Below are 17,968 nucleotides of genomic sequence, written 5' to 3' on the forward strand. Positions count from 1 at the left end.
CGTTCCCGCCCGGGGCGCCCCGGCCACGTGAGCGGGTACGGGGGTGTCGCCGCGAAATGCTCAGCCGCGCGAGCGCGGGGCCGCCCCACGGCGCGGCGCTCGCGGCGCCGAGACGACCTCGGTGCGGCGATCGGGCAACGTGCGCGCGCACGACAGCAGCACGCCGCACGCGATCAGCACCGACAGCAGCGAGGTTCCGCCCTGCGACATGAACGGCAGGGGCACACCGAGCACGGGGAAGATGCGCAGCACGACGCCGATGTTGACGAGGGCCTGGCCGACGATCCACAGCGTGATCGCGCCGGCGATCATGCGCACGAAGGTGTCGTCGGTGCGACGGACGATGTGGAACGCGCCCACCGCGAAGATCGCGAACAGCAGCAGCACGACGATGCACCCGATGAGTCCGAGCTCCTCGCCGATGATGGCGAAGATGTAGTCGTTGGCGGCGGCAGGCAACCAGTCGTACTTCTCCTTCGAGTTGCCCAGGCCCAGACCGAACAGGCCGCCGCTCGCGAGCCCCCAGATGCCGTGCAGCGACTGGTAGCACGAGGTGTAGTAGCACGACGCGTCGTCGGGGTTGAACAGGCTCGCGATACGCGCCATGCGGTTCTCGCTGCCCACGGCCGAGGCGAGCACGACGGCGAGGGCGAGCACGGCAGGGATGACGAACATGCGCAGCTTGATGCCGGCGAAGAACAGCGCGCCGAGCACCACGAGCACGAGGATCATCACGGTGCCGAGGTCTTTTCCGCCGAGCACGGTGCCGATGACGAGCACGGAGACGGGCACGACGGGGATGAACACGTGCTTCCACGACGTCAGCAAGTGGCGCTTGCGGTACAGCACCGCGCCCATCCACAGCGCCAGGGCGAGCTTGAGGAACTCCGCGGGCTGGAACTGGAAGCCCGCGATGTTCACCCAGTTGCGGTTTCCGTACGAGGCGATACCGAGCCCGGGCACGTACACCAGCATCTGGAACGCCGTGGCGAAGATCAGCACGGGCCACGCCACGCGCTTCCAGAACTGCATCGGCATCCGGCTCAGGACGAACATGAGCGGGATGCCGACCACGGCGAAGATGCCCTGCTTGAGCACGTGGTCGAACGGCGTCTGACCGTTGTCGAGCGCCGAGGTCGCCGAGAGCACCATGACCAGGCCGAATCCGGTCAGCAGCAGGGCGGCGGAGGCGATGAGGAGGAACTCGCTCGGCACGGGGCGGAAGGCCCGGCCCAGCGAGACGCGGGCCGCGAGACCCGCGCGCGCGGGTTCGTCGGGGCTCTGCCGCGGACGAGGCGCCGTCGTGGTCACGCGTGTCCTCTCAGTCCTGCGGTCGTGATGCTCCGTCGTGGCCGGCGATCCAGGCCCGCACCGCGTCGGCGAATCGCGTGCCGCGGTCGGAGTAGGACGCGAACTGATCGAAGGATGCCGCCGCCGGAGCCAGGAGAACCGTGTCTCCGTCCCGCGCCACACCCGCCGCCAGTTCGACGACCTGCGCCATGACGTCTTCAGTCTCAGCGTGGTCGACCTCGAACAGCGGCACCGCCGGGGCGTGTCGCGCGAACGCCGCGACGATGTCATCGCGCTCGGTGCCGATCACGATGGCCGCGCGCACCGTCGCGCCGCGCGTGCGCACGAGGTCGCCGAGGTCGACGCCCTTGAGCAGCCCGCCCACGATCCACACGGCTCCGGGATACGCCGCCAGCGACGAGGCCGCGGCGTGCGGGTTGGTGGCCTTGGAGTCGTCGACCCACGTGACGCCCCGGTGGGCGCCGACGACCTGGATGCGGTGCGGGTCGAGGCGGAAGTGCTCGAGCGTGTCGAAGATGTGCGCCGGTGTCGCTCCGAGGGAGCGGGCGAGGGCGGATGCCGCGAGGATGTTCGCCACCATGTGCGGCGCCGCGAGACCCCGCTCGGCGAGGTCGGCGATCGTCGTGAGCTCGAGGGCCGAGGTCGCGCGCTCCTCGAGGAAGGCGCGGTCGACCAGGATGCCGTCGACCACACCGAGGTCGCTGGGGCCGGGCACGCCGAGGTCGAAGCCGATGGCGCGGGCGCCCTCGACGACCTCGGCGTCTTCGACCATCTCGCGGGTGGCGGCGTCGGCCTTGTTGTAGACGCAGGCCACGCGCGTGCGGGCGTAGACGCCGGCCTTCGCCGCGCGATACGCGTCGGCTCCGCCGTGCCACTCGAGATGGTCGTCGGCGAGGTTCAGGCACACCGCGGAGTGGGGCGAGAGCGCGTCGGCGCCGCTCTGACGGTTGAGGTACCAGAGCTGGTGGCTCGAGAGCTCGACGACGAAGACGTCGAAGCCGCTCGGGTCGCGCACCGCGTCGAGCACGGGCGTGCCGATGTTGCCGACGGGTACGGCGCGCATCCCCGCCGTCATCAGCATCTCGGCCGTGAGGCGCGTGGTGGTGGTCTTGCCGTTGGTGCCGGTGACCAGCACCCAGTCGGCGGGTCGGCCGTCGGCGCGCACGACCTTGTCGCGCACGCGCCATGCGAGCTCCACGTCGCCCCAGAGCGCGATGTCGTGCTCGAGGCTCCAGCGGATCACCGGGTGGTGGGGCGGGAAGCCGGGCGAGGCGACGACGACCTCGGGGGCGAAGGCGGTCAGCGCCTCGGGCACGGTGTCGAGCGACCCCTCGTGCAGCGCGACGCCGATCACCGGCAGCAGCCGGGCGTACTCGGCATCCGCCCGCTCGGTCACGACGAGCACCTCGGCGCCGAGCTCGGCGAGGGTGTCGGCGACCGAGAAGCCCGTGACCGACAGGCCCAGCACGGCGACGCGCAGGCCCTTCCAGTCGGCGTGCCAGCTGGTGAGGGTGGTGAGGTCGGTCATACGCGTGCAAGCCATTCGACGTAGAAGAATCCGATGCCCGAGACGGCGAGCAGGCCCGCGATGATCCACATGCGCACGACGATGGTGACCTCGGGCCACCCGCGCATCTCGAGGTGGTGGTGCAGGGGGCTCATGAGGAACAGCCGCTTGCCCCGGGTGACCTTGAAGTAGGCCCGCTGCAGGATCACGGAGCCCGACGCGATGACGTAGACGCCCGCGATGAGCACGAGCAGAATCTCGGTGCGGGTGAGGATCGCCATGGCGGCGATGACGCCGCCGATCGCCATCGAGCCGCAGTCGCCCATGAAGACCTTGGCCTTGGGCGCGTTCCACCAGAGGAACCCGACCAGGGCGCCCACGAACGAGGCCGACACGATGGCGAGGTCGAAGGGATCGCGCACCGCGTAGCAGCCGGCCTGGACCGTCGGGTCGAGAGCCTCGGCGCACATCTGCTTGTTCTGCCAGAAGGCCATGAGGCTGTAGGCGCCCACGACGAAGATGCCCGAGCCCGCGGCCAGGCCGTCGAGGCCGTCGGCGACGTTGACGGAGTTGGATGCCGCCGTGCCGATGAACGAGATCCATGCCAGGTAGAGCAGCCAGCCGAGGATGGGGCCCAGGGCGAACAGCGAGAGCACCTGGATGTCGCGGAACACGGAGATGTACTCCGACGCCGGTGTCTGTCCGATGGCGTTGGGGAAGTTGAGGGCGACGATGGCGAAGGGCACGGCCACGATCACCTGGCCGGCGATCTTGCGCCACCCCGACAGTCCGAGGCTGTTCTGGTAGTGCACCTTCATGTAGTCGTCGATGAAGCCGACCACGCCGAAGCCGAGCATGAGCCACAGCACGAGCAGACCCGAGATCGTCGGCGGGTTGTTGCCGGCGAACGAGCCGATCAGGTAGCCGACGATCGTGCCGAGGATGAAGATCGTGCCGCCCATCGTGGGCGTGCCGCGCTTGGCCCCGTGCGAGGGGTTGTGCACGTTCTCGGGCGTGCGGATGACCTGGCCCCAGCCCCACTTGCGGAACCAGCGCAGGAACACGGGCGTGAGGAACAGGGTGAACGCCAGCGAGATCGCCGCCGCGGTCAGAAGTGATCTCACGCGAAGAGCTCCCCGAGTCGGTCGCCGAGGTGTCGCAGCCCGGCCGAGTTGGACGACTTCACCAGCACGCGGTCGCCGTCGCGCAGCTCGGTCGAGAGGTAGTCGAACGCGGCGTCGGCGTCGGCGAGGAACACCGCCTCGCCGTCCCACGAGCCCTGAGCGATCGCCTCGAGGTACATGCGGCGCGCCTCGGGCCCGATCACGACGATGCGCTGGATGCGCAGACGCACGGCGAGCAGGCCGACGCGGTCGTGCTCCTCGTCGGCGTACTCCCCCAGCTCGCTCATCGCGCCCAGCACGGCCACCGTGCGCTCGTCGGGGCCGGTGATCTGCGCGAGGGTGCGCAGGGCCGCGGCCATCGAGTCGGGGCTGGCGTTGTAGGCGTCGTTGATGATGCGCACGCGGTCGGAGCCGAGCGGCTGCATGCGCCAGCGCTCGGCGATCTCGACGGTCTCGAGGCGCGCGATCGCGTCGGCTGCGGACACGCCGAGGGCGGTGGCGGCGGCCAGGGCGGCGAGGGCGTTCATCACGTGGTGCTCACCGAGCACCCGCAGGGTGAGGGTGAAGGGTTCTCCGTCGACCAGCAGGTCGGCGCGGGTGCCGGATGCCGAGACCTCGACGTCGACCGCGCGCACCTCGGCCCGCTCGCCCCGGCCGAACCAGCGCACCTGCTGGCCGCGCTCGCGCGCGATCGGCTCCATCGCCGCGACGCGGGGGTCGTCGGCGTTCAGCACGGCGAGACCGCCCTCGCGGGTGGCCTTGACCAGCTCGCTCTTTGCGTGGAACGTCGATTCGATGCCGCCGAAGCCTCCGGCGTGGGCCATGCCCACCATCAGCACGACGCCGATGTCGGGGGTGACCAGGCCCGCGAGGCGCGCGATCGCGCCGGGGGCACTGGCGCCGAACTCGCTCACGAGGTAGCGCGTGGCATCCGTCACCCGGAGCATCGTCAGCGGCGCGCCGACCTCGTTGTTGAACGAGGCGCGCGGGGCGACCGTCTCGCCCTCACCCTCGAGGATGCGCGCGAGGAGGTTCTTGGTGGTCGTCTTGCCGTTGGAGCCCGTGATGCCGACGATCTTCAAGTCGCCGTGCGCGCGCACGCGCGCGACGACGTCGCGGGCCAGGTCGGCGAGGGCGGCCACGACGTCGGCGACGACGATCTGGCTCACCTCGGCCTCGACCTCGCGCTCGACGATCGCGAGAGCCGCTCCCCGCTCGACGGCGGTGCCGACGAACAGGTGCCCGTCGGTGGTCTCACCGGGCTTGGCGACGAAGATGTCGCCGCGCTCGATGAGACGCGAGTCGGTGTCGACGAGCCCCGAGACCGTGGTGTCGGGGGTGTCGCCGGAGCGGACGACGAGGCGCCCGCCGAGCACGTCGGCGAGGTGGGAGAGGCTGGTGGAGATCATTGCTGTGCGGACGCCCTTTCCGTGTCGCATTCGTTACCGAGACGAGACCGGCGTCGGCGGTGTCTCAGCCGAACTTGGGCAGTTCGGGGGTCGTGGTTCCGGACGGAATCACGCGGTAGGTCTTGAGAACCTGCGTGAGGGCCTTCTGGAACGCGGGGGCGGTGGCCGCGGACGATTTTACCGTCCGCGGTTCGTCGAGGTTGACCTCGACCACGTACTGGGGGTCGTCGGCGGGGGCGAAACCGATCATCGTCGTGAAGTACGCGTCGCCCTTGTAGGCCCCGGTGGTGGGGTCGGTCTTCTCGCCGGTACCGGTCTTGATGGCGATGCGGTAGCCGGGGATCGCGACCTGCTTGGCGAGGGTCCCCTGCGTGGCGACGTTCTCGAGCATGAGTCCGACCTGGTGCGCCGCGTCGGCCGAGACCACGCGCTCGCCCTGGGCGTCGGGCACGTCGGTGACGGTGCCGTCGGCCGCGGTGCAACCCTCGACGATCGAGAGCGGCATGCGCACTCCCCCGTTGGCGATGGTCTGGTACGCCCCGGCCAGCTGCGGCACGGTGACCGAGATGCCCTGGCCGAAGGTCGTGTTGTAGAAGGTCTGCTTGTCCCAGCCGGCGGGGTCGCGCATGATGCCGCCCGATTCGCCGGGGAACCCGACGGCGGTCTGCTGCGTGAGGCCGAACTTCTCGAGGTACGACACACGGGTGTCGAGCGGGATCATCTCGCCGAACTTCGAGATGCCGACGTTCGAGGAGTCGATGAGCACGCCCGTGAGGGTGTAGTTGTTCGCGGGGTGCGAGAACGAGTCCGAGACGCGCGAGCCGCCGGGGAGCGTCTCGCTCGACGACGCGGTCACGGTGGTGTCGGAGGTGAACGACCCGCTGTCCAGACCGATCGCGGCCGTGATGGCCTTCATCGTCGAACCCGGCTCGTTGGGGTTGCCGAAGGCCGCGCTGCCGCGGTCGTTCTCGGGCGTCGCGGTGGGGTCGTTGGGGTCGACCGAGGGGTACTCCGCGAGCGCGCGGATCTTGCCGGTCTTCGCCTCGACCACCGTGATGGTGCCCGACAGCGAGCCGGTGTTCTGCACCTGCTCGGCGATGAGCTGCTGGAGGTACCACTGCAGGTCGCGGTCGATCGTGAGCGTGAGCGTGCCGCCGTCGACGGCGGGCTGGGTGACGACCTCGGTGCCCGGAAGCACGACGCCGTCGCGGCTCTGCTGGAAGACGACCTTGCCGTTGCTCGAGGCCAGGCACGCGTTGTCGGCCCCCTCGAGGCCCGCGAGGGGCTGTCCGTCGCTGCCGACGAAGCCGAGCAGGTTGCCGGCGACCGCGCCGTCGGGGTACATGCGTCCGGCCTGCGGCGGGAAGCTGAGGAACGGCAGGTGCAGGTCGACCAGCGCGCGGTACTGCTCGGTCGAGACGCTCCGCGCGATCATGGCGTACCGCGAGTCGGGGTTCTCGGCCACGGCGTCGGTGACGATCTTCTCGACGTCGGAGGCCTCCTGGCCCGTGACCGCGGCGATCTGCGCGGCCAGCACGGGCCACGCGGTGGTGGTGCCGTCTTCGTCGTCGTCGTCGGTGCGGGTGGTGATGCCCTCGACCGCGAGCTTCGGGTCGATCTGCACGTCGTAGCGGTTGACGGCGGATGCCAGGGTGACGCCGTTCTCATCGACGATCGAGCCCCGCGAGCCGTACTCGGTGCGCGAGCTCTCGAGGCCCATCGCGAGCGAGTCGTCGACGTGGGTGCGTGCGTTGACGACCTGGATGTCGACCAGGCGCACCACGAAGGCGAGCAGGACGACGAGGACGATCGAGAGGGCGACGACGGTGCGACGCCGCGGGGACCGGGAGGTTGTCGTCGTCATGGCTCTCATCGTGTCGCGGGAGTCGGCAGACCGTCGCTGATCGACGGGGGTGTCGCGGATCCGGCGGGCGGGGTGGCCGCACCGGTCGTCGTCGCCCCGGCCGTGGCGTCGGCGGCGGGAGCCTCCGTCGCGGCGCCGTCCGCCGTCGTCGAGGCAGCGGGGTCGGTCACGAGCGGCACGCCGGCGATGAGCGCGTTGCGCACGGAACCGCGCCCCATGGCATCCACCGACGACACCGCGTCGGCGGGCTTGTCGGAGCCGATCACGGCCCCGTCGCTCAGGCGCAGGTAGGTCGGCGATTCGTCGATCACCATGCCGAGCGCGGCGGCGTTGGCGGCGAGGTACTGCGGCGAGGCGAGCCCGGCGCTCTCGTCGTTCAGGATCTGCTTCTGGTACGTCAGGTCGCGCTGCTGCTGGGTGAGCGAGGCGATCTCGAACGAGCTCTGCGTGGTCAGGATGCCGAGACCCATCTGCACGAGCACGATCACGAGGGCACCCGTGACCGCGATGACGCCGAAGAGGCGACGCGGGGCGCGGCGGCGGGCGGTCGCGGGGACGACGGTGAGCCGACGCTCGCGGACCGGCGTCGGGAAGTCGGGCAGGAAAGCCGCATCGATGGCCTGTGGTGCACTCATGCGTCCTCCTGGATTCGCTCGGCCGCCCGCAGGCGAACGGGGGTGGCGCGGGGGTTGACCGCGCGTTCTTCCTCGGATGCCAGCTCGGCACCGCGCACGAGGAGCGTGAACTTGGGCGCGTGCTCGGGCAGCTCGACCGGCAGGCCGCGAGGCGCGGTCGAGGTCGACGCGTCGGCGAACACGCGCTTGACCAGTCGGTCTTCGAGCGACTGGTACGACAGCACGACGATGCGGCCGCCGACGCCCAGCACCTTGAGAGCCGCGGGGATCGTGCGCTCGAGCACCGAGAGCTCGGCGTTGACCTCGATGCGCAGGGCCTGGAACACGCGCTTGGCCGGGTGACGCTCGCGCAGCACCGCCGCGGGCGTCGCCGCCTGCAATACGTCGACCAGCTGACCCGAGCGCTCGAGAGGAGCCTCGGCGCGGGCGGCGATGATGGCGCGGGCGTAGCGGCCGGCGAGCTTCTCTTCGCCGTACCGCTCGAAGATGCGGCGGAGGTCGCCCTCGCCGTAGGTGGCGAGTACCTCGGCGGCGGTCACGCCGGTGGTCTGGTCCATGCGCATGTCGAGCGGGGCGTCCTGCGCGTAGGCGAACCCGCGCGAGGCCTCGTCGAGCTGCAGCGACGACACGCCCAGGTCGAACAGGATGCCGTCGACCTTCGAGACGCCGGCGGATGCCACGGCCTCGGCGATGCCGTCGTAGACGGTGTGCACGAGGGTGACGCGGTCGCCGAAACGCTGGAGGCGCTCCCCCGCGATGCGCAGGGCGTCGGTGTCGCGGTCGAGGCCGATGAGTCGGGCCTCGGGGAAGCGCTCGAGGAAGGCCTCGGAGTGCCCGCCCATGCCGAGCGTGCCATCGACGAAGACGGATCCGGGCTTCTGCAGGGCGGGACCGAGCAGTTCGGCGCAGCGCTCGAGGAGAACGGGAGTGTGGATGTCGCGGATGTCCATGATGTCGGGGTCCGATCCTTCGGCTCTGATCCCCATCCGCTCGACCTGGCGCCGGGGAAGTGCGTCAGGGCGTGCGGCTGGGCATCACAGCCGGAGGGTCAGAACAGTCCCGGGATCACCTCCTGCTCCATCTCGGCGTACGTCTCTTCGTTGCTCTCGGCGTAGGTGTTCCAGGCCTCGGCGTCCCAGATCTCGGCGTGGGCTCCGACGCCGGTGACGACGAGCTCGCGCCCGAGGCCGGCGTAGGTGCGCAGCGCCGGGGGAACGGTGATGCGGTTCTGGCTGTCGGGCTTCTCGGCGCTGGCCCCCGAGAGGAACATGCGCAGGAAGTCGCGGGCCTGCTTGTTGCTGAGCGGGGCCTCGCGGATCCGCTCGTGCACGCGCTCGAACTCCTCGGTGCTGAACACGTAGAGGCAGCGGTCCTGCCCGCGCGTGATCACCACTCCGGCGCCGAGATCGTCACGGAACTTCGCCGGCAGGATGACCCGACCCTTGTCGTCGAGCTTGGGTGTGTGCGTACCGAGCAGCATTCGGGCGTCCACCCCCTTCGTCCGGCCTGCGAAGTTTCCCCCACTTTACTCCACCGCCCTCCACTTTGCTATCGAAAACCCACTCTTCTCGCGATGGGCGTCGCCGTGTACTGTGTCCGGACGCTTGACCGCGCACGTCGAAGATCCGCGTGGTTCCGCGGTTCAGCGGGCTCAGCGGGCGGTGGCGCCACCGCGCGTGGAGCGAAAGGGAGGGAAAACGCGCCTCACCCTTCCTCCCCCCGCGGCTCGCCCCCTCGCGAGCGCGCCCCGTCGACGCGTCGGAAGATCGTTCCGGATGCCGCGCCCCGGGCACGAAAAAAAGCACCGGCTCCGAAGAGCCGGTGCTTCAAAAAATCTGCGAGGGATCAGCGCCCTTCGTTGCGGCGGTCCCACCTGTCGTTCATGCGGTCCATGAAGGATCCGCCCGAGGCGCGCGCGGCGCGCGGCTTCGTCGAGCGCGGAGCGGACGCCACGGCGCCGCGCATCGGCGTCACCGCGAAGATCACACCACCCACCATGAGCAGGAAGCCGAGCACGCCGATCGCGATGCCGAGGACGCCCGTGTTGAAGCCGACAGACACGCCCACGACGAGGGCGCCGAGGCCGGCGAGCACGAGGATCGAACCGAGGACGATGTTGCGGTAGCTGAGGGCACGACTGGGGGCGGTCACGACGTCGGTGTCGTTACTCATGAGATGGCGTTCCATCTCATCCAGCAGACGCTGCTCCTGCTCTGACAGTGGCATGCATCCCCCTCTATTGTTCGTTGCGGACGATTCTACGCGCGGCGTGGATCACTAGGCTAGGCCCGTGCCGACCTCCCCGGAACCGATCGAAGCTGTTTCCCAGCGACTCGACAAGTTCCTCACTGAACAGCTATCGTACGCCTCCGCACTGGGCCCTGAGGCGGAATCCCTCACCCGTGCGGGCGCCTCCGCCCTGCGGGGAGGAAAGCGCCTGCGTGCGCGCTTCTGCCTCACGGGCTGGCGGTCCGCCGGCCGCTCGAGCGCCTCGTTCGACGACGCCGCCCTCGCCGTGGCGACCTCGCTCGAGATCTTCCACGCCGCCGCCCTCGTGCACGACGACCTCGTCGACAACTCCGACACCCGCCGGGGGCAGCCCGCCGCCCACCGCGCGCTGCAGGCGGCCCACCGCGACGCCGGCTGGGCGGGCGACTCCGACGCGTTCGGCCGCTCGGGGGCGATCCTGCTCGGCGACCTGCTGGTGGCCTGGAGCGACGACCTGCTCGAAGAGGGGCTCGCCTCGAGCTCCCCCACGGCCGCGGCCACCCGTCGCGCGTACGCGCAGATGCGCCGCGACGTGACGATCGGGCAGTTCCTCGACGTCGCCGAAGAGTCGGCCTACACCGTCTACCCCGATGAGACGCACGCCGAGCGCGCGCTGCGCGTCGCCTCGTACAAGTCGGCGCGCTACAGCATCCAGCAGCCCCTGCTGATCGGGGCCTCGCTCGCCGGCGCCGACGACGGGCAGCTCGACGCCCTCGGCCGCTTCGGTCACGACGTCGGCATGGCCTTCCAGCTGCGCGACGACGTGCTCGGAGTCTTCGGCGACACCGCGATCACCGGAAAGCCCGTCGGCGACGATCTGCGCGAAGGCAAGCGCACGGTGCTCGTCGCCTACGCCCGCGAGGCGATGCCCGCCGACGAGCGCCACGCGATCGACGCGCTGCTCGGCGACCCGGCCCTCACCGCCGAGCAGATCGGCACGCTCCAGCGCGCCATCGTCGACAGCGGCGCCCTCGCGCGCACCGAGGAACTCATCGCCGACTACGCGCGGCGCGCCGACGACGCCCTCGACGGGGCGAGTCTGGCTGCCGGGGCGGTCGACGAACTGCGCGCGCTGGCGCGAGCGGCGACCGAGCGCACCGCCTGAGTCGAGACGCCTCGGCCGGAAGACCCGGCGACGGCGCCGCGGGGGCGAGCCCGCGGCATCCGGATCGATCAGGCGAGGGTCGCGGCGACCCGACGCACCTCGCTCTTGCGACCGGCCAGCAGCGCCTCGATCGGAGGCATGCCGATGGTCTCTTCGGGGCTGAGCAGCCAGTCGATGATCTCGTCGGAGTCGAAGCCGGCGTCGTGCAGCACGATGATCGTGCCGCGCAGCGAGGCCAGGGGACGCCCGTCGACGATGAACACCGACGGCACCTTCAAGACGCCGTCGCGACGCGTGCCCACCAGATACTGCTCGTCGAGCAGGCGGCGCACGCGCCCGTGGGCTTCGTCGAGCAGCTCCACCAGATCGGGGATGGTCAGCCAGTCGGTCGCGTAACGGGTGTTGTCGGTCACTGATTCACTATCTCACCCCGCGCGCTCATCAACCCCCGTGCTCGCCTGTCACACGAGTCACATGCACCTCATTCGTTGACATCCACCCCACGGCATGGGACGGTGGCGGGCAGTCGGAAGAACGGAATCCCCCACCATGCGACGACTCACGCTGTCCCCCCTGCCCACCGAGACCCCCCGCCGCTCCCCCGCCGTCTGGCCCGCCGCGGTGGTCGGTTCGATCGCGCTCAGCCTGGTCGGCGAGCACGCCGCGCACGCGACCGCCCTTCTCACCCCGTCGAGCCTCGTGCCCCCGACGGGAGCGCTCGAACCGCGCTCCCTGGGCACCCCCGTACTCGCCGCCGCCCCCGCCGCGCTCACCTACGTCGTGCAGCCCGGCGACACCGTCTGGGGCATCGCCCGCGCCCACGGGCTCGACACCGCCTCCGTGCGCGCCGCCAACGGCATCGGCGCCGACAACGTCATCCGCCCGGGACAGGTGCTCGCGCTGACCGCCGCACCGGCGGCATCCGCCCCCGCCCCCGAGAGCGCGCCCGTGGGAGCGACCGCCGAGGTGCGACCCGGAGACACCGTGTCGGCGATCGCCGCGCGCAACGGCGTGTCGATCGACGCCGTGCTGTCGGCGAACGGCCTGACCCGGGCCTCGATCATCTACCCGGGGCAGGTGCTGCAGATCCCCGCGGCCGGGCCCGCTCCCGCCTCTGTCGCGCCCGTCACCGCCCCGGGTCTCGACGCCGAGCAGTCCGAGAACGCCCGCCTGATCATCCGCATCGGCCGCGAGCTCGGCGTCTCGGACCGCGGGATCGTCATCGCTCTCGGCACCGCCATGCAGGAGTCGTGGCTGCGCAACCTCGACTGGGGCGACCGCGACTCGCTGGGACTGTTCCAGCAGCGTCCGAGCCAGGGCTGGGGCACGGCCGAGCAGATCCGCGACCGCGACCGCTCGACCCACGTGTTCTTCGGCGGCTCGGCCGACCCCAACGGCGCCACGACGCGCGGCCTGCTCGACATCCCGGGGTGGGAGCAGCTGCCCTACGCCGACGCCGCTCAGGCCGTGCAGATCTCGGCCTACCCCGACCGGTACGCGCAGTGGGAGCAGCCCGCGACGACATGGCTCGCCGTTCTCGGCTGATCACGCCTCGGATCCCCAGGTGAGGGTGAGCCGTTGCCCGGCCTCACAGGGGGCTCTCCGTAGACTCGACACGTGAGCACGAGTCAGCAGGCCGACCCGCTGATCGGCCGTCTCGTCGACGGCCGGTACCGGGTCCGCGCGCGCATCGCGCGCGGCGGCATGGCGACCGTGTACGTCGCGACCGACCTGCGCCTCGAGCGACGCGTCGCGCTGAAGGTCATGCACGGCCACCTCAGCGACGACACCGTGTTCCAGAGCCGGTTCATCCAAGAAGCCCGCTCGGCCGCGCGCCTGAGCGATCCGCACGTGGTGAACGTGTTCGACCAGGGCCAGGACGGCGAGATGGCCTACCTGGTCATGGAGTACCTGCCGGGCATCACGCTGCGCGAGCTGCTGCGCGAGCACCGCCGCCTCACGGTCGATCAGACCCTGACGATCATGGATGCCATCCTGTCGGGCCTCGCGGCCGCCCACCGAGCCGGCATCGTGCACCGCGACGTGAAGCCCGAGAACGTGCTGCTGGCCGAAGACGGCCGCATCAAGATCGGCGACTTCGGCCTCGCCCGCGCGACGACGGCGAACACCGCCAGCGGCGCGCAGCTGATGGGCACGATCGCCTACCTCGCCCCCGAGCTGGTCACCCGCGGCACCGCCGACGCCCGCAGCGACATCTACTCGCTCGGCATCATGCTCTACGAGATGCTGACCGGCGAGCAGCCCTACAAGGGCGAGCAGCCGATGCAGATCGCCTACCAGCACGCCACCGACTCGGTCCCCCGCCCCAGCGCGAAGAACCCGTCGGTCCCCGAGCAGCTCGACGAGCTCGTGCTGTGGTCGACCGAGCGCGAGCCCGACGACCGCCCCCTCGATGCGGCCGCGATGCTCGAGCGTCTGCGCGCCGTCGAGAAGGAGCTGGGCCTGGCCCCGCAGGTGGCGCGCGCCGTCTCGGTCGGCATCACCTCCCCCGCCTCGGCCGCCGAGTCGCGCGAGCTGACGAAGGTGCTCCCGCAGACCGCAGCGCTTCCGCCGGTCCCCACCGAAGAGCCCGACAACGCGGCACGCTTGCGCGCCCGCACGCGCCGACGCACCGCCCGCGGGGCGTGGATCCTCGTGATCGTGCTGCTGCTCGCCGGCGGCGCCGGCTTCACCGGGTGGTACTTCGGTTCCGGTCCGGGCTCGATGGTGTCGGTGCCCGACGTGTCCGGCCGCAGCTTCGCCGACGCCGAGGCCCTGCTCGCGCAGCAGCAGCTGATCGCGCAGCAGCAGGACGTGAACGATCGCGAGATCCCCGCGGGCACGACCCTCGGCTCCGACCCCGACCCGGGATCACGCCTCGACAAGGACACGGTCGTCACCGTGCTCGTCTCGGCCGGTCCCGCCACGCACCAGATCCCCTCGCTCGCCGGGCTGAGCTTCGACGAGGCGCGCTCCGTCATGGAGCAGGCGTTCGTCGGCGTCGGCGACCCGGAGAGACAGTTCACGGATGCCGCCGACGGCACGGTCCTCAGCGCGTCGATCATCCCCCGCTCGGGCGGAGACGCCTTCGACTGCACGGGCGGCTGCACCGTCTACGAGGGCGACGCGTCGGCGTTCGTCACCTCGCTGGGTCCGATCCCCGACGTGACGGGCGACTCGCAGTCCCGTGCCCAGAACGCCCTCGAGGAGGTCGGACTCGACAGCTCGGTCACCGAGGAGTACAGCAACTCGGTGGCATCCGGAAACGTCATCCGCATGGGCGACCGCGACGGCGGCGGCAACTGGCGCCCCGGCGACACCGTTCCGCTGACGGTCTCGATCGGTCCCAAGCCGGTCGAGATCCCCGGCAACATCGTGGGCATGTCGATCCGCGAGGCGGTGACGACCCTGCAGGGTCTCGGCTTCGAGGTCAACGCGGGCATCGACGACGGCACCCTCCCCCTCGGGTTCAAGTACTGGGACATCTACAAGGTGCGCTCGACCAATCCGAAGGCCGGTACGACGGCTCCGCAGGGCTCGACCATCACGATCACGCCGACGCTGTAGTCGCACGCTTCGCCCTGACGCGGTACCGTTCGTGTGGCCGAGCGTTCACATGCCTCCACGCCCGCGTCCGCGGCATCCGGAAACGACGACGCCCCCGACCGCGGGGGTCGGGGGCGTCGCGTGTCGACAGACGCGAGTCAGCGGTTCTCGAGTTCCTCGGCCACGAGGAACGCCAGCTCGAGGCTCTGACGGTGGTTCAGGCGCGGGTCGCACAGGCTCTCGTAGCGCGTCGCGAGGGTGGCCTCGTCGATCATCTCGGACCCGCCCAGGCACTCGGTGACGTCGTCGCCGGTGAGCTCGACGTGGATGCCGCCGGGGTGCGTGCCCACCGAGCGGTGCGCCTCGAAGAAGCCGCGCACCTCGTCGACCACGTCGTCGAAGCGACGGGTCTTGTAGCCGGTGGGGGTGGTGATTCCGTTGCCGTGCATCGGGTCGGTGACCCACAGCGGCGTCGCGCCGGAGTCGCGCACGGCCTCGAGCAGCGGGGGCAGCGCGTCGCGGATCTTGCCGGCACCCATGCGCGTGATGAAGGTGAGGCGGCCCGGCTCGCGCTCGGGGTCGAGCTTGTCGATGAGCGCGAGCGCCGTCTCGGCCGTGGTCGTGGGGCCGAGCTTCACACCGATGGGGTTGCGGATCTTCGAGAAGTAGTCGACGTGCGCGCCGTCGAGCTCGCGCGTGCGCTCACCGATCCACTGGAAGTGCGACGAGGTGTTGTACGGCAGGCCCGTGCGCGAGTCGATGCGCGTCATGGGGCGCTCGTAGTCCATGAGCAGGCCCTCGTGGCCGGTGTAGAACTCGACGCGCGTGAGCTCGTCGAAGTCGGCGCCGGCGGCCTCCATGAACTTGATGGCGCGGTCGATCTCGGTCGCCATCGACTCGTAGGCCTGGTTGGCCGGCGTGCTCGCGAAGCCCTTGTTCCAGCTGTGCACCTCGCGCAGGTCGGCGAAGCCACCCTGCGTGAAGGCGCGGATGAGGTTCAGGGTCGACGCGGCCGTGTGGTAGCCCTTGAGCAGGCGCGCGGGGTCGGCCTTTCGCGACTCCTCGGTGAAGTCGTAGCCGTTGACGATGTCGCCGCGGTACGCCGGCAGCGTCACGTCGCCGCGCGTCTCGACGTCGCTCGAGCGGGGCTTGGCGAACTGGCCCGCCATGCGGCCCATCTTCACCACGGGCATCGAGGCGCCGTAGGTCAGCACGACGGCCATCTGGAGCACCGTCTTGATGCGGTTGCGGATCTGCTCGGCGGTCGCACCGGCGAACGTCTCGGCGCAGTCACCGCCCTGCAGGAGGAACGCCTGGCCGGCGGCGGCACGCGCGAGGCGGTCGCGGAGGATGTCGACCTCGCCGGCGAACACCAGCGGAGGAAGGGTCGCCAATTCTGCGGATGCCGCGGCCACAGCGGCCTCGTCATACCACTGGGGCTGCTGCTTGATGGGCAGGGTTCGCCAGTGGTCGAGGTCGTGGAGCTGCTGATTCACCCCTGAAGTCTAGTGGCGCGAGGTCGGCGCCTTCGCCGCCTGCGCGGTGGCCAGACGGTCCTTCACGGTCGAGGCGTACACGTCTTCGTAACGCTGCTCCCCGAGGCGCTGCAGGGCGACCATGATCTCGTCGGTGACCGAGCGGAGCACGTAACGGTCGCCCTCCATGCCCTCGAAGCGCGAGAAGTCGAGGGGCTCGCCGATCACGATGCCCACACGCCCCACGCGCGGCAGGCGCTGGCCGATGGGCATGACGGCCCCGGTGTCGACCATGACGACGGGCACGACCGGAACGCGGGCCTCGAGCGCCATGCGGGCGATGCCGGTGCGGCCCCGGTAGAGAGTGCCGTCGGGGCTGCGCGTGCCCTCGGGGTAGATGCCGAGCAGTTCTCCGCGGCCGAGCACGCCGAGGCCGGTGTTGAGCGACGCCTCCGAGGCCTTGCCGCCCGAGCGGTCGATGGGCAGCTGACCCGTCGCGGTGAAGAACATGCGGGTCGCCCAGCCCTTGATGCCCTTGCCGGTGAAGTAGTCGCTCTTGGCGAGGAACGCCATGCGGCGGTCGATCATCAGCGGCAGGAAGATCGAGTCCGAGAACGACAGGTGGTTGCTGGCGAGGATCGCCGCACCCTCGGTGGGGATGTTGCGCCGGCCCACCATCCACGGGCGGAACACGGCCTTGATGACCGGCCCGATCACCACGTACTTCATGAGCCAGTAGAACATCGTCAGCGCTCCTTCCCGGCGAGGTCTGCGACCCCGATGAGACCGGCGTCGTTGCCCAGGCGCGCGATCGCGAACTCCGCGACCGGACGTTCACCGTACCCCGGGAGCGAGGTCTCGTACGCGAGCTTCACCGGCACGAGCAGATCCGCGCCCAGCTGGGCGACACCGCCGCCGATCACGAAGAGCTCGGGGTCGAGCACGGCCTGGAACCCGCCGCACGCCTCGCCGAGCGCCGTGGCCACGCGGCGCAGTGCCTCGACGGCGCCCGGGTCACCCGCGAGCACGAGGCGAGACACAGCCGGACCCGGGATCGCGCCCTTCTCGTCGCGGATCGCCGCCAGGGCCGCGCCGATGCCGCCCTCGTCGGCGATGGCGTTGGCCTCGCGCTGCAGGGCACGTCCCGAGGCGTACTGCTCGAGGCAGCCGTTCTGCCCGCACCCGCACGGGTGGCCGCCGCGCACGAAGCGCATGTGCCCCAGCTCAGCGCCGATGCCGTGGCCGCCGCGGAACAGCTCGCCGTCGGTGACGACGGCCCCGCCGACGCCCGTGCCCATCGTGAGCATGACCATGTCGCGCACGCCCTGGCCCGCGCCGAAGCGGTACTCGCCCCACCCGGCCGCGTTCGCGTCGTTCTCGATCGTGACGGGGGCGTTCAGGCGCTGCTCGAGGCGGGCACGCAGCGGCTCGTCGCGCCAGTCGATGTTGGGCGCGTAGATGACGGTGCTGCGGTCGCGGCTGATGAAGCCCGCCGCGGCCACGCCGATCGCGTGGATCTCGTGCGCGCGACGCAGGTGGTCGGCCATGTCGACTACGGCGTCCACCAGGGCTGCAGGGTCGATGGGGGTGTCGACGCGGAGCTTCTCGATGATGGTGCCGTCGTCGTCGACGACGCCTCCCGCGATCTTCGTGCCCCCGATGTCGATGCCGACGTTGCGCACCGCGCTCCCTTCCGGGCCGACCGTGCGGCTCGGCCCGGAGAA

Annotated in this window: 16 protein-coding genes; 3 read left to right on the forward strand and 13 right to left on the reverse strand. The window is 70.7% G+C overall.

The window, feature by feature from the left end; genetic code table 11:
* Positions 1–60: 60 nt before the first annotated feature.
* From ftsW to RWH43_RS16375, 9 genes are all read right to left on the reverse strand, one after another.
* The gene (gene ftsW / locus RWH43_RS16335; protein ID WP_144827969.1) at positions 61–1,311 is read right to left on the reverse strand and encodes a putative lipid II flippase FtsW; all 1,251 of its coding nucleotides are present in this window, start codon (positions 1,309–1,311) and stop codon (positions 61–63) included.
* A gap of 10 nt (positions 1,312–1,321) precedes the next feature.
* A complete protein-coding gene (gene murD, locus RWH43_RS16340) occupies positions 1,322–2,839 on the reverse strand; it encodes a UDP-N-acetylmuramoyl-L-alanine--D-glutamate ligase (protein WP_316001971.1) in 1,518 nt (505 codons plus the stop codon).
* The gene (gene mraY / locus RWH43_RS16345; RefSeq protein ID WP_144827974.1) at positions 2,836–3,942 is read right to left on the reverse strand and encodes a phospho-N-acetylmuramoyl-pentapeptide-transferase; all 1,107 of its coding nucleotides are present in this window, start codon (positions 3,940–3,942) and stop codon (positions 2,836–2,838) included. The genes murD and mraY overlap by 4 nt, the downstream gene beginning before the upstream one ends.
* On the reverse strand, positions 3,939–5,351 hold the full coding sequence (locus tag RWH43_RS16350) for a UDP-N-acetylmuramoyl-tripeptide--D-alanyl-D-alanine ligase (RefSeq protein WP_316001972.1): 1,413 nt from the start codon (positions 5,349–5,351) through the stop codon (positions 3,939–3,941). The genes mraY and RWH43_RS16350 overlap by 4 nt, the downstream gene beginning before the upstream one ends.
* A 64-nt stretch (positions 5,352–5,415) precedes the next feature.
* Positions 5,416–7,215, reverse strand: a complete 1,800-nt coding sequence (locus RWH43_RS16355) for a peptidoglycan D,D-transpeptidase FtsI family protein (RefSeq protein ID WP_144827980.1) — start codon at positions 7,213–7,215, stop codon at positions 5,416–5,418.
* 5 nt (positions 7,216–7,220) lie between these two features.
* Positions 7,221–7,850 (reverse strand): cell division protein FtsL, encoded by a 630-nt coding sequence (gene ftsL / locus RWH43_RS16360; protein ID WP_316001973.1) that lies wholly within the window; start codon positions 7,848–7,850, stop codon positions 7,221–7,223.
* Positions 7,847–8,800, reverse strand: coding sequence for a 16S rRNA (cytosine(1402)-N(4))-methyltransferase RsmH (gene rsmH, locus RWH43_RS16365; RefSeq protein ID WP_187358342.1), 954 nt, complete (start codon positions 8,798–8,800; stop codon positions 7,847–7,849). Before rsmH ends, ftsL begins: the two co-directional genes overlap by 4 nt.
* A 98-nt stretch (positions 8,801–8,898) precedes the next feature.
* Complete coding sequence (mraZ, locus tag RWH43_RS16370) at positions 8,899–9,330, reverse strand: division/cell wall cluster transcriptional repressor MraZ (protein ID WP_013583202.1); 432 nt, start codon at positions 9,328–9,330, stop codon at positions 8,899–8,901.
* Between the two features lie 365 nt (positions 9,331–9,695).
* The gene (locus RWH43_RS16375) at positions 9,696–10,076 is read right to left on the reverse strand and encodes an SCO2097 family morphological protein (protein WP_144827989.1); all 381 of its coding nucleotides are present in this window, start codon (positions 10,074–10,076) and stop codon (positions 9,696–9,698) included.
* A 64-nt stretch (positions 10,077–10,140) separates the two neighbouring features.
* On the opposite strand from RWH43_RS16375, the gene RWH43_RS16380 reads away from it, so the two are divergent.
* Entirely contained in the window at positions 10,141–11,223 is a 1,083-nt protein-coding gene (locus RWH43_RS16380; protein WP_316001974.1) for a polyprenyl synthetase family protein, read from the forward strand.
* A 68-nt stretch (positions 11,224–11,291) separates the two neighbouring features.
* On the opposite strand, the gene RWH43_RS16385 is transcribed toward RWH43_RS16380, so the two are convergent.
* Entirely contained in the window at positions 11,292–11,636 is a 345-nt protein-coding gene (locus RWH43_RS16385; RefSeq protein ID WP_144827995.1) for an Rv2175c family DNA-binding protein, read from the reverse strand.
* Positions 11,637–11,772: 136 nt separating this feature from the next.
* Between RWH43_RS16385 and RWH43_RS16390 the strand changes: the two genes are divergently transcribed.
* Together RWH43_RS16390 and pknB are read left to right on the forward strand one after the other, a co-directional pair.
* Positions 11,773–12,768: a LysM peptidoglycan-binding domain-containing protein gene (locus tag RWH43_RS16390; RefSeq protein WP_316001975.1), complete on the forward strand. Its 996-nt coding sequence runs from the start codon at positions 11,773–11,775 to the stop codon at positions 12,766–12,768.
* Positions 12,769–12,840: 72 nt separating this feature from the next.
* A complete protein-coding gene (gene pknB, locus RWH43_RS16395; protein WP_316001976.1) occupies positions 12,841–14,790 on the forward strand; it encodes a Stk1 family PASTA domain-containing Ser/Thr kinase in 1,950 nt (649 codons plus the stop codon).
* A 137-nt stretch (positions 14,791–14,927) separates the two neighbouring features.
* Here the strand turns inward: pknB and RWH43_RS16400 are convergent, their stop codons facing one another.
* Genes RWH43_RS16400 through RWH43_RS16410 form a run of 3 tightly spaced genes read right to left on the reverse strand, consistent with a single transcriptional unit; the run spans position 14,928 to position 17,926 of the window.
* Positions 14,928–16,265 (reverse strand): class II 3-deoxy-7-phosphoheptulonate synthase, encoded by a 1,338-nt coding sequence (locus RWH43_RS16400; protein WP_230704452.1) that lies wholly within the window; start codon positions 16,263–16,265, stop codon positions 14,928–14,930.
* Between the two features lie 9 nt (positions 16,266–16,274).
* Positions 16,275–16,988 (reverse strand): lysophospholipid acyltransferase family protein, encoded by a 714-nt coding sequence (locus RWH43_RS16405; RefSeq protein WP_154095852.1) that lies wholly within the window; start codon positions 16,986–16,988, stop codon positions 16,275–16,277.
* A 2-nt stretch (positions 16,989–16,990) separates the two neighbouring features.
* Positions 16,991–17,926, reverse strand: coding sequence for an ROK family glucokinase (locus RWH43_RS16410; RefSeq protein WP_144828010.1), 936 nt, complete (start codon positions 17,924–17,926; stop codon positions 16,991–16,993).
* Positions 17,927–17,968: the final 42 nt, after the last annotated feature.

This window comes from Microbacterium algihabitans, from assembly GCF_032464975.1.
Taxonomy (GTDB): domain Bacteria; phylum Actinomycetota; class Actinomycetes; order Actinomycetales; family Microbacteriaceae; genus Microbacterium; species Microbacterium algihabitans.

What these genes read in the sequence shown, in the direction of transcription:
- RWH43_RS16390 (WP_316001975.1), top strand. Translation starts at nt 11,773, where the DNA reads ATGCGACGACTCACGCTGTCCCCCCTGCCCACCGAGACCCCCCGCCGC.
- rsmH (WP_187358342.1), bottom strand. Translation starts at nt 8,800, where the DNA reads ATGGACATCCGCGACATCCACACTCCCGTTCTCCTCGAGCGCTGCGCC.
- RWH43_RS16355 (WP_144827980.1), bottom strand. Translation starts at nt 7,215, where the DNA reads ATGACGACGACAACCTCCCGGTCCCCGCGGCGTCGCACCGTCGTCGCC.
- RWH43_RS16405 (WP_154095852.1), bottom strand. Translation starts at nt 16,988, where the DNA reads ATGTTCTACTGGCTCATGAAGTACGTGGTGATCGGGCCGGTCATCAAG.
- murD (WP_316001971.1), bottom strand. Translation starts at nt 2,839, where the DNA reads ATGACCGACCTCACCACCCTCACCAGCTGGCACGCCGACTGGAAGGGC.
- RWH43_RS16375 (WP_144827989.1), bottom strand. Translation starts at nt 10,076, where the DNA reads ATGCCACTGTCAGAGCAGGAGCAGCGTCTGCTGGATGAGATGGAACGC.
- RWH43_RS16350 (WP_316001972.1), bottom strand. Translation starts at nt 5,351, where the DNA reads ATGATCTCCACCAGCCTCTCCCACCTCGCCGACGTGCTCGGCGGGCGC.
- mraZ (WP_013583202.1), bottom strand. Translation starts at nt 9,330, where the DNA reads ATGCTGCTCGGTACGCACACACCCAAGCTCGACGACAAGGGTCGGGTC.
- ftsL (WP_316001973.1), bottom strand. Translation starts at nt 7,850, where the DNA reads ATGAGTGCACCACAGGCCATCGATGCGGCTTTCCTGCCCGACTTCCCG.